General features: G+C 70.7%; 13 protein-coding genes. 7 read left to right on the top strand and 6 right to left on the bottom strand.

From position 1 onward, the window contains the following. Both tsaE and H610_RS0105215 read right to left on the bottom strand, forming a co-directional pair. On the bottom strand, positions 1 to 471 hold the full coding sequence (gene tsaE / locus H610_RS0105210; protein WP_028238700.1) for a tRNA (adenosine(37)-N6)-threonylcarbamoyltransferase complex ATPase subunit type 1 TsaE: 471 nt from the start codon (positions 469 to 471) through the stop codon (positions 1 to 3). Beyond that, positions 459 to 1,958 carry a bifunctional ADP-dependent NAD(P)H-hydrate dehydratase/NAD(P)H-hydrate epimerase gene (locus H610_RS0105215; protein ID WP_028238701.1) on the bottom strand — a complete coding sequence of 500 codons (1,500 nt, stop codon included), beginning with the start codon at positions 1,956 to 1,958 and terminating at the stop codon, positions 459 to 461. Before H610_RS0105215 ends, tsaE begins: the two co-directional genes overlap by 13 nt. 114 nt (positions 1,959 to 2,072) lie before the next feature. Here H610_RS0105215 and queG point away from each other — a divergent pair, with 114 nt between their 5' ends. Continuing rightward, positions 2,073 to 3,146, top strand: coding sequence for a tRNA epoxyqueuosine(34) reductase QueG (gene queG, locus H610_RS0105220; RefSeq protein WP_028238702.1), 1,074 nt, complete (start codon positions 2,073 to 2,075; stop codon positions 3,144 to 3,146). Between the two features lie 278 nt (positions 3,147 to 3,424). On the opposite strand, the gene ftsH is transcribed toward queG, so the two are convergent. The 3 genes from ftsH to mpl all read right to left on the bottom strand — a co-directional run bounded on the left by ftsH (position 3,425) and on the right by mpl (position 7,615). Continuing rightward, positions 3,425 to 5,263 (bottom strand): ATP-dependent zinc metalloprotease FtsH, encoded by a 1,839-nt coding sequence (gene ftsH / locus H610_RS0105225; protein ID WP_028238703.1) that lies wholly within the window; start codon positions 5,261 to 5,263, stop codon positions 3,425 to 3,427. A gap of 94 nt (positions 5,264 to 5,357) precedes the next feature. Then, complete coding sequence (gene ubiX / locus H610_RS0105230; protein ID WP_028238704.1) at positions 5,358 to 5,990, bottom strand: flavin prenyltransferase UbiX; 633 nt, start codon at positions 5,988 to 5,990, stop codon at positions 5,358 to 5,360. A 275-nt stretch (positions 5,991 to 6,265) separates the two neighbouring features. After that, on the bottom strand, positions 6,266 to 7,615 hold the full coding sequence (gene mpl, locus H610_RS0105235) for a UDP-N-acetylmuramate:L-alanyl-gamma-D-glutamyl-meso-diaminopimelate ligase (RefSeq protein ID WP_028238705.1): 1,350 nt from the start codon (positions 7,613 to 7,615) through the stop codon (positions 6,266 to 6,268). A 262-nt stretch (positions 7,616 to 7,877) separates the two neighbouring features. Between mpl and H610_RS0105240 the strand changes: the two genes are divergently transcribed. From H610_RS0105240 to trmA, 5 genes are all read left to right on the top strand, one after another. Then, on the top strand, positions 7,878 to 9,272 hold the full coding sequence (locus tag H610_RS0105240) for an ethanolamine ammonia-lyase subunit EutB (protein ID WP_028238706.1): 1,395 nt from the start codon (positions 7,878 to 7,880) through the stop codon (positions 9,270 to 9,272). Positions 9,273 to 9,515: 243 nt separating this feature from the next. Next, positions 9,516 to 10,310: an ethanolamine ammonia-lyase subunit EutC gene (gene eutC / locus H610_RS0105245; protein ID WP_028238707.1), complete on the top strand. Its 795-nt coding sequence runs from the start codon at positions 9,516 to 9,518 to the stop codon at positions 10,308 to 10,310. A 60-nt stretch (positions 10,311 to 10,370) separates the two neighbouring features. Further along, a complete protein-coding gene (locus H610_RS0105250) occupies positions 10,371 to 11,183 on the top strand; it encodes a M90 family metallopeptidase (RefSeq protein ID WP_028238708.1) in 813 nt (270 codons plus the stop codon). Between the two features lie 407 nt (positions 11,184 to 11,590). Beyond that, complete coding sequence (locus tag H610_RS0105255; RefSeq protein WP_028238709.1) at positions 11,591 to 12,886, top strand: NCS2 family permease; 1,296 nt, start codon at positions 11,591 to 11,593, stop codon at positions 12,884 to 12,886. Between the two features lie 239 nt (positions 12,887 to 13,125). After that, positions 13,126 to 14,214: a tRNA (uridine(54)-C5)-methyltransferase TrmA gene (trmA, locus tag H610_RS0105260; protein ID WP_028238710.1), complete on the top strand. Its 1,089-nt coding sequence runs from the start codon at positions 13,126 to 13,128 to the stop codon at positions 14,212 to 14,214. 50 nt (positions 14,215 to 14,264) lie between these two features. Here the strand turns inward: trmA and H610_RS23285 are convergent, their stop codons facing one another. Beyond that, the gene (locus H610_RS23285; RefSeq protein WP_043237703.1) at positions 14,265 to 14,822 is read right to left on the bottom strand and encodes a DUF4345 domain-containing protein; all 558 of its coding nucleotides are present in this window, start codon (positions 14,820 to 14,822) and stop codon (positions 14,265 to 14,267) included. A 190-nt stretch (positions 14,823 to 15,012) separates the two neighbouring features. Here H610_RS23285 and H610_RS0105270 point away from each other — a divergent pair, with 190 nt between their 5' ends. Next, the gene (locus tag H610_RS0105270; RefSeq protein ID WP_028238711.1) at positions 15,013 to 15,447 is read left to right on the top strand and encodes a DUF411 domain-containing protein; all 435 of its coding nucleotides are present in this window, start codon (positions 15,013 to 15,015) and stop codon (positions 15,445 to 15,447) included. Positions 15,448 to 15,539 lie beyond the last annotated feature (92 nt).

The following is a 15,539-nucleotide window of genomic DNA, read 5'->3' on the forward strand; positions in this document are numbered from 1 at the left end:
TTACGACTCTCCGGCGGTCAGGGCGGCACACCATGCCTCGCCACGTGCGCCGTTGGGCGACAGGCTGAGCGAGCGCCCGGTTCCTTGCGGCGTAATGGTAATGTCCAGGTCCGCCTTTGGCAAAATGCCGGCGCCACGTTCCGGCCACTCGATCAGGCACAGGGCGTCGCCCTCGAAGTAATCGCGGATGCCGAGGAACTCTAGTTCCTCCGGATCGGCCAGGCGGTAGAGGTCGAAGTGGAACACCCGCGCCGCCCCGATTTCGTAGGGCTCGACGAGGGTGAAGGTCGGGCTCTTGACCTTGCCGGCATGCCCGAAGCCGCGGATCAGCCCGCGCGACAGGGTGGTCTTGCCGGCGCCCAGGTCGCCGTGCAGGTAGATGACACCCCGACCGCCGGTCACCTCGGCGAGGCGCGCGCCGAGCGCCAGCATGGCCGCCTCGTCGGCCGCATGGATCGTCACTTCAGGCATGGCGAGTGCTCCTCGAGCAGGGTGCGGATGGCGTCGGGCAGGTCGGCCGCGGCGAGCCCGCGCCCTTCGGCGCCGAGCCGCTCGCCGGCCGCGGCATGCAGCCAGGCGGCCAGGCAGCCGGCCGCATAGGGTTCCAGGCCCTGCCCGAGCAGCGCGCCGGCGAGCCCGGCGAGGACGTCGCCGAGCCCGGCGCTGGCCATCGCCGGATGGCCGCGGTCGCACAGGGCGAGCCGCCCGTCGGCAGCGGCGATCAGCGTGCCGGCGCCCTTGAGCAATGCCGCGCAGCGATAGCGCGAGGCCAGCGCCCGCACCGCCGCCGGCCGGTCGGCTTCGACCTCGCGCGCCGAGCAGCCGAGCAGCCGCGCGGCCTCGCCCGGGTGCGGGGTGATCAGGCAGCCCTCCGGCAGCGTCACGGCGCCGGCGGCCAGCAGGTTCAGCGCGTCGGCGTCCCACACCTGCGGCTTGCCGGCGTCCAGCAGGCTCGACAGCAGGCTGCGACCCCAGGGGCCCTGCCCCAGGCCCGGCCCCACCACCAGCACGTCGGCGCGCCCTATCAGTTCGCCGAGCCGGTAGGTGGATTCCAGCCCCCAGGTCATGACTTCGGGCCGGCGCACCAGCGCCGCGGTGACGTGCTCCGGCCGGGTGGCCAGGGTGACCATGCCGGCACCGCCGCGCAGCGCCGCTTCGGCCGCCAGCAGCGCCGCGCCGCCGGTGCCGAGGTCGCCGCCGACCACCAGCACCTGGCCGAACTGGCCCTTGTGCGCGGTGCGCGATCTCGGCTGCAGGCGCGGCAGGCTCGCCGGCGCCAGCCGGATGGCGGCGCTCGGCACGCCGGCAATGACCTCGGCGTCGGCCTGCAGGTCGTCGAACACCAGCTCGCCGGTCAGCGCCGGGCCTTGCCCGGTGAACAGCCCCACCTTCAGGCCGATGAAGGTGACGCAGAGATCGGCGCGCACCGCGGTGCCGAGCACACGGCCGGTGTCGGCATCCAGCCCCGATGGCAGGTCGATGGCCAGCACCGGCAATCCGCTGTCGTTGATCGCGGCGATCGCCTGCACATAGGGCTCGCGCACCTCGCCACTCAGGCCGGTGCCGAGCAGCGCATCCACCAGCACGCCCCGCAGCGGCGTTCCGGCGCGCCAGGCCTCGATCGGCACGCCGGCATCGCGCGCTTCGGCACAGGCGCTGGCGGCGTCGCCGGAAAGCCCCGCCGGATCGCCCACCGCCAGCACCCGCACGTCCCAGCCGGCGCGCCGCGCCAGGCCGGCGACCAGGTAGCCGTCGCCGGCGTTGTTGCCGCGCCCGGCCAGCACCGTCAGCGTGCCGGCGTCCGGCCAGCACCGGCGCAGGGCGCGCCAGGCGGCATGGGCGGCGCGGCGCATCAGTTCGAAACCGGGGGTTCCGGCGCCGATCAGCGCCGCGTCCAACGCCCGCAGCTGCTCGGCGCGGTAAAGGGAAGTGGGGAGGGAAGCTTCGCTGTGCACCATGTCCTTGCCTGTGTCGGAGGCGGTCGAGTCACGACCGTCGGTCCCGCGCCTGATAATCCATCCGCAGGTCTGGCAGAATCATACGCCCCCGCCGGTCCGCCCCCAATCTTCGCGATGTCCCAGCCATCCCTCGACCCCATCGAACTCGCCGCGTCCGTCAAGGCATGGGGACGCGAGCTCGGCTTCCAGCAGGTCGGCATCTGTGGTGTCGAGCTGGCCGAGCACGAGGCGCATCTGCAGCGCTGGCTGGCCGCCGGCTACCAGGGCGAGATGGACTATATGGCCGCGCACGGGCGCAAGCGTTCCCGCCCCGACGAACTGGTGCCCGGCACGCTGCGTGTGGTCTCGCTGCGCATGGACTACCTGCCGGGCGACACGCGGATGGCCGAGCGCCTGGCGCAGCCGGAGCACGCCTACGTGTCGCGCTACGCCCTGGGCCGCGACTACCACAAGCTGATCCGCAAGCGCCTGCAGCAGCTCGCCGAGCGCATCCAGGCGGCGATCGGCCCGTTCGGCTACCGCGCCTTCGTCGACAGCGCCCCGGTGCTGGAAAAGGCCCTCGCCGAGCAGGCCGGGCTCGGCTGGATCGGCAAGAACACCCTGGTGCTCAACCGCAAGGCCGGCAGCTGGTTCTTCCTCGGCGAGCTGTTCGTCGACGTGCCGCTGCCGGTGGACGAGCCGACCACCCGCGACCACTGCGGCAGCTGCCGCGCCTGCCTGGACGTCTGCCCCACCGGCGCCTTCGTCGGCGAGCGGCTGCTGGACGCGCGCAAGTGCATCTCCTACCTCACCATCGAACTCAAGGGGCCGATTCCCGTCGAGCTGCGCGCCCCGATGGGCAACCGCGTGTTCGGTTGCGACGACTGCCAGATCGTCTGCCCCTGGAACCGTTTCGCCCGCCCTACCGAGCAACCGGACTTCCAGCCGCGTCACGGGCTCGACAGCAGCGAACTGGCGAGCCTGTTCCGCTGGACCGAGGCCGAATTCCTCAGCCGCACCGAGGGCTCGCCGCTGCGCCGTGCCGGTTACGAGCGCTGGCTGCGCAACCTGGCGGTGGGCCTGGGCAACGCGCCTTCGACCATTCCCGTGCTCGAGGCGCTGCAGGCGCGCCGCGAGCACCCCTCGCCGCTGGTGCGCGAGCACGTCGAGTGGGCGCTGGCCCGCCACGCCGAACGCGCCCCGGCTTGACGCCCGTGCCAGCAGCGCCGGCAAAGGATAAGCGCGACGCCTCGCGCACCTCCGGCTGGTCGGAGCGCGCGAGCCGGCCCCTCATCCGGCCCTGCGGGCCACCTTCTCCCGCGGGGAGAAGGGAAAAACGCTGCTGCCCCTCGTGGGAGCGTCTCGACCGCGAACGCGCTGCACGGCGCACTCCTCTCCCTGTGGGAGGCGCGCCCTCGCGGCGACAGGGCAAGAGCCCGCCCCGAGGGTGGGCCTCCCGCATCTCCTCGTTCACCCCCGCAGGCCCGTTAGCCGACCGCCGTCCCGGAAGGGGCTGGTTGGGGCTCGATGAGCTGGCGCAGGGCCTCGCCGTCGAGCGTCTCTCGTTCCAGCAGGCAGCGCGCAGCGCGCTCGAGTTGGACCTGGCGTTCGGCGAGCAGGCGCAGGGCGCGCTGGAAGGCCCGCTCGACGATCGCCTGCACTTCGGAGTCGACCGCCGCGGCGGTGGTCTCGCCATAGTCGTGGGCGCGGGCCAGGCCGTACATCGCTTCGCCATCCAGCAGGCGCGGGCGCTCGCGTTCGAGGGCGACGTGCCCCAGCGCCTCGGACATGCCGTAGCGGGTGACCATCGCTCGGGCGATGTCGGTCACCTTGGCCAGATCGTCGGCGGCACCGGTGGACAGGTGGCCGAAGATCAGCCATTCGGCGGCGCGCCCGCCGAGCAGCACGGCCATCTTGTTTTCCAGCTCCTCGCGGGTCATCAGGAAGCGGTCCTCGGTCGGCCGCTGTATGGTGTAGCCCAGCGCGCCCATGCCGCGCGGGATGATCGAGACCTTGTGCACCGCATCCACGCCGGGCAGCGCCATGGCCACCAGCGCATGGCCCATCTCGTGGTAGGCGACGATCTCGCGCTCGCGGGGGTTGAGCAACCGGTTGCGCTTTTCCAGGCCGGCGACGATGCGCTCGATCGCCGCATTGAAGTCGTCCATGGTCACCGCGTCGGCGCCGCGCCGGGTCGCCAGCAGCGTGGCCTCGTTGACCAGGTTGGCCAGGTCCGCGCCGGTGAAGCCCGGCGTCAGCGCGGCGATCGCCTGCGCATCGACGTCCGCCGCCAGCCGCGCGCGCTTGAGATGCACAGCGAGGATCTGCGCGCGGCCGACCTTGTCCGGCCGGTCGACCAGCACCTGGCGGTCGAAACGGCCGGCCCGCAGCAGCGCCGGGTCGAGGATTTCCGGGCGGTTGGTCGCGGCCAGCAGCACCAGCCCGGTGGAGGTGTCGAAGCCGTCGAGCTCGACCAGCAGCTGGTTGAGCGTCTGCTCCTTCTCGTCGTGCCCACCGCCCAGCGGCCCGGCGCCGCGGGCGCGACCGAGCGCGTCCAGCTCGTCGATGAAGATGATCGCCGGCGCCTTGGCCCGCGCCTGCTCGAACAGGTCGCGCACCCGCGCGGCGCCCACGCCGACGAACATCTCGACGAACTCCGAGCCGGAAATGGAGAAGAACGGCACCCGCGCCTCGCCGGCCACGGCGCGGGCCAGCAGGGTCTTGCCGGTGCCGGGCGGGCCGACCAGTAGCACGCCCTTGGGCATCCGCCCGCCGAGCCGCCCATAGGCCTGCGGGTTGCGCAGGAAATCGACGATCTCGCGCAGCTCGTCCTTGGCCTCGTCGACCCCGGCGACGTCGGCGAAGGTCACCTTCATGTCGGTCTCGACGTAGATCCGCGCACGGCTCTTGCCGATCTGCATCATGCCGCCGCCGAGCCCGCCGCCCAGGCGGCGCAGCAGGACCAGCCAGACGCCGATGAACAGCGCCGCCGGCAGCAGCCAGGACAGCAGGTCGCGCACCAGCGTGCTCTCGATCTTGCCGCCGTAGCGCATGTCAAACCCCTGTAGATGCTCGGACAGGTCCGGTTCGACGCGCACGGCGATGAAGCGCTGGGTGCCGGAGGGCAGCGGTTCTTTCAGCGTGCCCTCGACGAAACGCTCGGAAACCGCCACCTGCTCGAGCTTGCCGTCGCGCAGGTAGCGCTCGAATTCGCTGTAGGGAATCTCCGCGGCCGGCGGGTTCAGCGCCAGCAGGTACTGCAGGCCGGCGAACACCAGCACGGCGACCAGCCAGTAGCGGATGTGGAATTGCGCCTTGTCGTTCATGGCTCGGCTCCTCGGTAGCTCGCCCACGATTGTCCTCGGCCCGGATACCGCCCGCCTGGACCTGGATCAGCGAAACGCTTCTCCCGCCCCGCCCTCAGTCGTCGGGCGTGACGATGTGGTGCTCGCCCCAGCGCGGCAGCAGATCCTGCGGGACGCCGAGCAGGTCGAGGATGCGCGCCACCACGAAGTCGATCAGGTCGTCGACGGTCTGCGGCAGATGATAGAAGCCCGGCGACGCCGGCAGGACGGTCGCGCCGAGGTTGGACAGCCTGAGCATGTTCTCCAGGTGGATGCTCGAGTAGGGCGTCTCGCGCGGGACCAGGATCAGCGGGCGGCGCTCCTTCAGGCAGACGTCGGCGGCGCGCTCGATCAGGTCGTTGCAGGCACCGCAGGCGATCGCCGACAGGGTGCCGGTGGAACAGGGCACCACCACCATCGCCGCGGGCGCGCCGGAGCCCGAAGCCGGCGGCGCCAGCCAATCCTGCCCGCCGAACACGCGGATCTGCCCGGGCGCGGCGCCGGTGTATTCGGTGAGGAACGCCTGCATGGCCTGCGGCTTGGCCGGCAGCACCACGTCGGTCTCGGTGGCGATGACCACCTGCGCGGCCTGGGAGATCAGGACGTGCGCCTCGCGCTCCTCCTGCACCAGGCAGTCGAGCAGGCGCAGGCCGTACTGCGCGCCGGAGGCGCCGGTCATGGCCAGGGTGATGCGTTCGGGTCCGCTCAAGGTCATGCCTCCGTCGTTGAACCGGGTTGGCAGGGACATCCCCTCTCCCCTCGGGAGAGGGCCGGGGTGAGGGTTGCGTGCCATCGCCCTCATCCGGCCCCTTCGGGCCACCTTCTCCCAGCGAGGCAGGGCGCGGCCCCTGTTCGCGAGCAAGCTCGCTCCTACGTCAGGCCGTTTCTTCCCAATCCTGCGTCTGAAATGCCTTCGGCGATTTCCACCCTACCCGGAGTCACCCGTAGGGTGGAAAACCGCGAAGCGTTTTCCACCCTGAGCGATCAGCTCAGCGCCTCGGCCAGCTTGCCGTGCAGGCCGCCGAAGCCGCCGTTGCTCATGATCACCACCTGGGTGCCGGCGGTGGCATGCTGCTTCACCTCGGCGATGATCGCCTCCAGCGAGTCGCACACCCGGGTCGGCACCGGCGAGCCGGCGACCGTGCCGGCCAGGTCCCAGCCCAGGCTCGGCGGCGCGTACCAGATCGCCCGGTCGGCCTGGCGCACCGAATCGGCCAGGCCTTCACGGTGGGCACCAAGCTTCATCGAGTTCGAGCGCGGCTCGACCACGGCGATGATCGGCGCCGTGCCGACGCGCTTGCGCAGGCCGTCGAGCGTGGTGGCGATGGCTGTCGGGTGGTGGGCGAAGTCGTCGTAGAGGGTCACGCCGGCAACCTCGGCGACCTTTTCCATCCGCCGCTTGACGCTCTTGAAGCGGCACAGCGCATTGGCCGCCTGGCCCGGCAGGATGCCCACGTGACGCGCCGCGGCCAGCGTGGCCAGGGCGTTGGCGACGTTGTGCCGGCCGGTCAGCGGCCAGTCCACGGTGCCCTGCAGCTCGCCCTGGAACAGCACCTCGAAGCAGGAGCCGTCCTCGGCGAGCAGCCGCGCCTGCCAGTCGCCGCCCTCTCCGGTGGTCTGCACCGGCGTCCAGCAGCCCATGCCGATCACCCGCTCGAGCGCCGCCTCGCCGGTGGGATGGATGATCAGCCCCTCGCCCGGCACGGTGCGCACCAGATGATGAAACTGACGCTCGATCGCCGCCAGGTCCGGGAAGATGTCCGCATGATCGAATTCGAGATTGTTCAGGATCGCGGTCCGCGGGCGGTAGTGGACGAACTTCGAGCGCTTGTCGAAGAAGGCGCTGTCGTACTCGTCCGCCTCGACCACGAAGAACGGCGAATCGCCCAGCCGCGCGGAAACGCCGAAATTCTGCGGCACGCCGCCGATGAGAAAGCCCGGCATCATCCCGGCGTCTTCCAGAACCCAGGCGAGCATGCTGCTGGTGGTGGTCTTGCCGTGGGTGCCGGCCACGCCGAGGACCCAACGGCCCTGCAGCACATGGTCGGCCAGCCACTGCGGGCCGGAGACGTAGGGCAGCCCGCGGTCGAGCACATACTCCACGGCCGGGTTGCCGCGCGACAGCGCGTTGCCGATCACCACCAGGTCGGGATTGGGAATCAGGTGCTCCGCCTCGTAGCCCTGCATCAGTTCGATGCCCTGGGCTTGCAGTTGGGTGCTCATCGGCGGATAGACGTTGGCGTCGGAGCCGGTGACCTGGTGGCCGAGCTCCTTGGCGAGCACCGCCAGCGAGCCCATGAAGGTGCCGCAGATGCCGAGAATATGGATGTGCATGACAGTCCGTCTGAAGCGGTCGAAACGATGCCGGCAGGTTAGCACAGCCAGCGGTCGCGGCCCTCGTCCGGCCGAGCAACGGCGCCCGGTGGCAGCCGCGCAGTGACCGGCCGCCAGCACGCTCGCGGTGCACGCAGGCAGCACCCCACGCCCGGTTTCGGGGCACGACCACCCGGCCCTCGACGTCCCGACGCGCCAAGGCCGAGGCACGCGCCTTGCTTGAGCTAGCCTGAATGCATCGCCCCTTTCACGGAGACACCCGATGGCGAATTATGCCCATACGGTCGGCGGCCAGACCTGGCGTTTCGACGGCCTGCGCGAGCTGATGGCCAAGGCCAGCCCGGCCCGCTCGGGCGACCGGCTGGCCGGCCTGGCCGCCGACAGCGACGCCGAGCGGGCGGCCGCGCAGATGGCGCTGGCGGAGGTCCCGCTGCGGCGCTTTCTCGACGAAGCGTTGATTCCCTACGAGCAGGACGAGGTCACCCGGCTGATCTTCGACGGCCACGACGCCGGCGCCTTCGCCCCGGTGGCCCACCTGACGGTCGGCGACTTCCGCAACTGGCTGCTCTCGGAGCAGGCCGACGAGGCCGCGCTGGCCGCCCTGGCGCCGGGCCTGACGCCGGAGATGGTGGCCGCCGTGTCCAAACTCATGCGCGTGCAGGACCTGGTCCTGGCCGCGCAGAAGACCCGGGTCGTCAGCCGCTTTCGCAACACCCTCGGCCTGCGCGGGCGGATGGCCACGCGGCTGCAGCCCAACCACCCCACCGACGACCCGGCCGGGATCGCCGCCAGCATCCTCGACGGCCTGCTCTACGGCAACGGCGACGCGGTGATCGGCATCAACCCGGCCACCGACAGCACCGCCGGCATCTGCGAGTTGCTGAAGATGCTCGACGCGGTGATCCAGCGCTACGAGATTCCCACCCAGGCCTGCGTGCTGACCCACGTCACCACCTCCATCGAGGCCATCGAGCGCGGCGCGCCGGTGGACCTGGTGTTCCAGTCGATTGCCGGCACCGAGGCGGCCAACGCCAGCTTCGGCATCAGCCTGGCGACTTTGCGGGAAGGCTACGAGGCCGGTCTCTCGCAGCGCCGCGGCACCCTCGGCGACAACCTCATGTACTTCGAGACCGGCCAGGGCAGCGCGCTCTCGGCCAACGCCCACCACGGTGTCGACCAGCAGACCTGCGAGGCGCGCGCCTACGCCGTGGCGCGGCATTTCAAGCCGCTTCTGGTGAACACCGTGGTCGGCTTCATCGGCCCCGAATACCTGTACAACGGCAAGCAGATCATCCGTGCCGGGCTGGAGGACCACTTCTGCGCCAAGCTGCTCGGCGTGCCGATGGGCTGCGACATCTGCTACACCAACCACGCCGAGGCCGACCAGGACGACATGGACATGCTGCTGACCCTGCTCGGCGCCGCCGGGGTCAACTTCATCATGGGCATCCCCGGCTCGGACGACGTGATGCTCAACTACCAGACCACCTCCTTCCACGATGCGCTCTACCTGCGCCAGCTGCTCGGGCTGCGGCCCGCGCCGGAGTTCGAGGACTGGCTGGCGCGCATGGAGATCCTGCGCCTGGACGGCAACCGCCTGCAGCTCGGCGACGGCCTGCCCCCGGCCTTCCGCCGGGCGCTGGCGCAGCTGGGTTGATGGGCAGCGGGCTTTGCCTCGCTCGAGGGCTGCAGAAGCAGCGGACCAGCACCAAACCAACCCCCTCTCCCCCGGGAGAGGGCCGGGGTGAGGGCCAGCGTGCAGGGCGCTTCCCTCATCCGCCCCTGCGGGCCACCTTCTCCCGGCGGGAGAAGGGCAGAGGCCGGCACGAGCCCGCGCGCGAACAACGACTCAGGCTTTCGCGAGCAAGCTCGCTCCTACGATTGGCACTGGATACGAACCATGAACGACCGCACCGCCCCCCAAAGTCCCTGGCAGGCCCTCCGCCGCCTGACGCCCGCGCGCATCGCCCTCGGCCACGCTGGCGGCAGCCTGCCCACCGCGGCCCAGCTGGACTTCCAGTTCGCCCACGCCCAGGCGCGCGACGCCGTGCACGCGGCGCTGGACCTGCCGCCACTGACCGAGGCCGTCCGGGCGCTCGGCCTCGAGCCCCTGTGCCTGCACAGCGCGGCGGCCGATCGCCAGCTCTACCTGCAGCGGCCGGACCTCGGCCGCCGTCTCGACCCAGCCTCGGCCGAACTGCTCGCCGGGCACAGCGCGACGGAAGGCTACGACCTGGTGGTGGTGATCGCCGACGGGCTTTCGGCATTGGCGGTGCAGCGGCATGCCCTGCCGATGCTCGAGCGCATCGCCGAACAGGCCCGCGCCGAGGGCTGGCGGCTGGCGCCGGTGTGCCTGGTGGAACAGGGCCGGGTGGCCATCGCCGACGAAATCGGCGAGCGCCTCAACGCGCGCATGAGCGTGATCCTGCTCGGCGAACGGCCGGGCCTCAGCTCGCCGGACAGCCTCGGGCTGTATTTCACCTACGCTCCGCGGGTGGGCCGCCACGACGCGCAGCGCAACTGCATCTCCAACGTGCGCCTGGAAGGCCTGAGCTACGCCCTGGCCGCCCATCGCCTGGGCCACCTGATGCGCGAGGCCTGTCGGCGCCAGCTGTCCGGCGTGAAGCTGAAGGACGAGGCGGAGGTGCCGAGCCTGGAGGGCGGCACCGGGGCCGGCAATTTCCTGCTCGGCTGAGACTTGCCGGTGCCGTGGACGCTGCTTAAGGTTGGGGCCGTCCCGTCACGAGTCCACCTCATGCTGTCGCTGCGTAACTGGCGCCGCCGGCGCATCCTCTCGCGCCACCTGATCGACGCCGACACCTGGCAGCAGGTGCTCGACCGGCTGCCGATCCTCGACGGGCTGGAGCCCGCCGACGCCGCCCTGCTGCGCGAGCGCGCCTCGCTGTTCCTCCATGACAAGCGCCTGACCCTGCTCGGCGACCTGCAGCTCGACGCCCCGCAGCGTGCCAGCCTGGCGGCGCTGGCCGAGCTGCCACTGCTCCGGCTCGAGGACCTCGGCTGGTATCAGGGCTTCCACGAACTGCTGATCTACCCCGAAGACTTCGCCAGCCCGCAGAAGCACCGCGACCCGGCCTCCGGCGTGGTCCACGAATGGGACGACGAGCGCAGCGGCGAAGCCTGGCATCAGGGCCCGGTCATCCTCGCCTGGCCGGGCATCGAGCAGAGCGGCAACTGGGATGGCTACAACCTGGTCATCCACGAGATGTCGCACAAGCTCGACATGCTCAACGGCGCGGCCAACGGCCTGCCGCCGCTGCACCGCGACATGCGCATCGCCGACTGGGCGCAGGCCATGCAGGCGGCCTACGATGCCCTCAACACCCAGCTCGACGCCGATCCGGACGCCGAGACGCCGATCGACCCCTACGCCGCCGAAGACCCGGCGGAGTTCTTCGCGGTGACCAGCGAATACTTCTTCAGCGCCCCCGACCTGCTGCACCAGGCCTTCCCCGAGGTCTACCGCCAGCTCGCCCTGTTCTACCGCCAGGACACCCTCGCCCGCTTCCTGCGTCTGCAGCAGGAGGCCGAGCGCACGCAAGGCGCCTGAGCCCCCCTCATCCGGCCCTGCGGGCCACCTTCTCCCAAGGGGAGAAGGGAAAAGCAGCGGCGCTGCGCCTGTGCTCGCGGTGACATACCTGTAGAAGCAGGCTCTGCCTGCGACCTCGGCCTGCTCGTTGCCATGTCTTACATTGCCCTCTCCCGCCGGGGAGAGGGCCGGGGTGAGAGGCCCGCTGCACGCCGCTCGCATTCACCAAACAATGCACGCTGTCCGCATGTCTCAACACAAAACCCATTGCACCGCCCTGCCTGCACCCATGACCCGCGGCCGTTCAACCCCATTGGCAGGCAGGGTAAGATGCGCGCCTTTTTTGGCCTGCGGCACCGGAATGGGCTTTGCTTGCGCAAGGGCATCGCCGCCCGCCGGCCGCGACCGGCATACAAGGGGGATCACCAATGCTGGAAAAGCTGTTCCAACTGAAGGCGCACCAGACCACGGTGCGCACCGAGATCCTCGCCGGTCTCACCACCTTCCTCACGATGGCCTACATCCTGTTCGTCAACCCCAGCATCCTCGCCGAAACCGGCATGGATCACGGCGCGGTGTTCGTCGCCACCTGCCTGGCCGCGGCCATCGGCTCGGCGATCATGGGGCTGCTGGCGAACTACCCGATCGCCCTGGCGCCGGGCATGGGTCTGAACGCCTTCTTCACCTACACCGTGGTGCTGACCATGGGCTACACCTGGCAGACGGCGCTGGGTGCGGTGTTCCTCTCGGGCGCGATCTTCTTCCTGCTGTCGATCTTCAAGATCCGCGAGTGGATCATCCACAGCATCCCGCTGGCCCTGCGCTCGGGCATCGCCGCGGGCATCGGCCTGTTCCTGGCGATCATCGCGCTGAAGAACGCCGGAATCGTGGTGGACAACCCGGCGACCCTGGTCGGCCTCGGTGACCTCTCCGCCGGCGGCCCGCTGCTCGCCTGCCTGGGCTTCTTCCTGATCGCCGCGCTGGCCTACCGGCGCGTCACCGGCGCGGTGATGATCGGCATCCTGCTGGTCACCGGGCTGTCGATCCTGTTCGGGCTGTCCGAACTCGACGGCGTGGTGTCCATGCCGCCGTCGCTGGCGCCGACCTTCATGCAGCTGGACCTGGCCGGCGCGCTGGACATCGGCCTGCTCAGCGTGATCTTCGCCTTCCTCTTCGTCGACCTGTTCGACACCTCCGGCACCCTGGTCGGGGTGGCGCAGAAGGCCGACCTGCTGGACAAGGACGGCCGCATGCCCAAGCTCGGCCGCGCGCTGCTGGCCGACAGCACCGCGACCATGGCCGGCGCCGCGCTCGGCACCTCGACCACCACCAGCTACATCGAATCGGCTGCCGGCATCAGCTCCGGCGGGCGCACCGGCCTGACCGCCTGCGTGGTGGCCGTGCTGTTCCTGCTCAGCCTGTTCTTCGCGCCGCTGGCCGGCGCGGTGCCGGCCTACGCCACGGCACCGGCGCTGCTGTTCGTCGCCGTGCTGATGATGAGCAGCCTGGCGCAGATCGACTGGGACGACCTGACCGTCGCCGCGCCGGTGGCCATCGCGGCGCTGGCCATGCCACTGACCTTCTCGATCGCCAACGGCATCGCCTTCGGCTTCATCGCCTGGACCGCGATCAAGCTGCTGGCCGGCCGCTGGCGCGAGCTGAGCCCGGCGCTGGTGATCCTCTCGGTGCTGTTCGTGATCAAGCTGGGCTGGTTCAACGGCTGAGGCGCGGCCGTCAACGCCATGTCTGGTGGGCTGAAGCGGAACGCCGCCCGGCCCACCCTACGGGGGTAGGGTTCGGGTGGGCTTCAGCCCACCATCTCGCCCGCGAGTCGGCACGCATCGCCGGCGCCCTGACAAGACCGGCCTCCCCCCGTACAATCGGCGCCCCGCCGTGAGCGGGCTCCCGTCCTCGACTGCCGCGCGGCCTGCCGCCGGCCATCACCACGCAAGCGGCCGCCGCCATGACCCGTCCTCACTTCGATCCCTCGACCTACGACGCCCAGCTCGCCGAGAAGACCGCCCGACTGGTCGAGCTGCTGGCGCCCTTCGCCGCGCCCGAGCCCGAGGTGTTCGCCTCGCCCCCCGAGCACTACCGGCTGCGCGCCGAATTCCGCCTGTGGCGCGAGGGTGACCAACGCCACTACGCCATGTTCGAGCCGGGCGACAAGCACACGCCGATCCTGCTCGAGGACTTCCCCGTGGCCAGCCTGCGCATCAATGAGCTGATGGCGCCGCTGAAGGCCGCCTGGCAGGCCAGCGAGGCGCTGAGCCTCAAGCTGTTCCAGGTCGAATTCCTCACTACCCTGGCCGGCGACGCGCTGGTCACTCTCGCCTACCACCGGCCGCTGGACGACGCCTGGCAGACCGATGCCGAGCGCCTGGCGGTGACGCTCGGCGCCAGCATCGTCGGCCGCTCGCGCGGCCAGTGCCGGGTGATCGGCCGCGACTACGTGGAGGAAGCGCTGGAAGTGGCCGGGCGCATCTACCGCTACCGGCAGCCGGAGGGCGCGTTCACCCAGCCGAACGGCGAAGTCAACCGCCGCATGCTGGCCTGGGCCTTCGACGCCCTGGGCGAGCGCCAGGACGACCTGCTCGAATTGTATTGCGGCAACGGCAACTTCACTCTGCCGCTGTCGACCCGCGTGCGCCGGGTGCTGGCCACCGAGATCAGCAAGAGCTCGGTGAACGCCGCGCTGGCCAACCTGGCCGACAACGCCATCGACAACGTCACCCTGGTGCGGCTGTCCGCCGAGGAGCTGACCCAGGCGCTGAACGAGGTCCGTCCGTTCCGCCGGCTGTCCGGCATCGACCTGAAGGGCTACGAATTCGGCACGCTGTTCGTCGACCCGCCGCGCGCCGGCATGGACCCGGACACCTGCGAACTGGCCCGGCGCTTCGGGCGTATCCTGTACATTTCCTGCAACCCGGAAACGCTGGCGGCGAACATCGCCCAGCTGCAGGACACCCACCGCATCGCACGCTGCGCGCTGTTCGACCAGTTTCCTTACACCCACCACATGGAAAGCGGGGTGCTGCTGGAGCGGCGTTAGGGGCTTGCCGGGTTTCAGCGGGCCAGCCAAACGGCTGGCCGCACGGGCCGCTAATCCGGCCGGCGCGGCTCTTCGGGGGCGTCGGTCAGCATGGCGGGCGCGTCCCGGTGGTCGTCGTCCGGACCGGGGTCGTCCGAGGGCGCATCGCCAAGGCGGAACGGCTGCGGCTCCTCGTCGACCAGGCGCCGGGTGGGCGGCGGCACCGGCTCGGCATCCGGCTCCGGTCGCTCGCGTATCACCAGCCAGGCCAGCGCGGCGAGCAGGGCTGCCACGACACGATAGAGCAGCGACAGCAGGTCGAAGCCGGCCAATTCGCCGCCGTCCAGCCACAGCGAGCCGAACCGCCCCGCCACCAGCGCGATCATGACGAACACCAGCATCATCAGCGCCGGCCGCGCGCGCACCTCGTCCCGCGCGGCCCAGAGCAGGAAGAGTCCCAGCCCCAGCTGCAGGCCGCCGTAATACACGCGCATGTGGCTGACGGACGCGCTTTCCATCAGCAACATGCCGTTGAGGTTGGCCATCTCGTAGGGGCGGACCCAGTAGGCCAGGCTGAAGCCCAGCATGACCACCGCCTGTATATACAGCACGATCCTGGCGAATCGCATGGAGCTCTCCCAAGGCAGCCGCACCGCTGCGGGGCAGCGGCACGGTGAGTGAAAAGACCCGACAAACGGCATTTCGTTCGCCCGTGGTCTCCGCCGCCGTGCGCAAGTCGGTCTGCCGCTGCGACAACCGGACCGTGCCACCCGAGCGGTCCAGCCGCTATGCTGGGGCGCCCTCAACAAGGAGCCCGTCATGCGCCGCCTACTGCTCATCGCCACCCTGTTCGCCGGTTTCGTCCAGGCCGCCGAGCCCCTGACCATCGACGTCCACCGCGACCCCAGCTGCGGCTGCTGCAAGGCCTGGATCAAGCATCTGGAGGCCAACGGCTTCGAGGTGCACGACCATGTGGAGCAGGACATGGCCGCCGTCAAGACGCGCCTCGGCGTGCCGCACCGCCTCGGCTCCTGCCATACCGGCGTGATCGATGGCAAGTTCGTCGAGGGCCACGTGCCGGCCCGCGACATCCTCGCCCTGCGCCAGCGCGACGACCTGCTCGGCGCCGCGGTGCCCGGCATGCCGGCCGGCTCGCCGGGCATGGAAATGGGCGATCGCCAGCAGCCCTACCAGGTGGTCGGCGTGACCCGCGAGGGCCAGGAGCAGGTGCTGGCCGACTACCCGGCCCGCTGATCGTCCCCCGCCGGGGCGACAGCGTCCCCGGCGGCGCCCTTCCACCCGAACCGGCCGCGCGCCTCGCGCCGCCCGGCGAACCTTTCGCGCCC

Origin of the sequence: Stutzerimonas azotifigens DSM 17556 (assembly GCF_000425625.1) — a bacterium.
Classification (GTDB): domain Bacteria; phylum Pseudomonadota; class Gammaproteobacteria; order Pseudomonadales; family Pseudomonadaceae; genus Stutzerimonas; species Stutzerimonas azotifigens.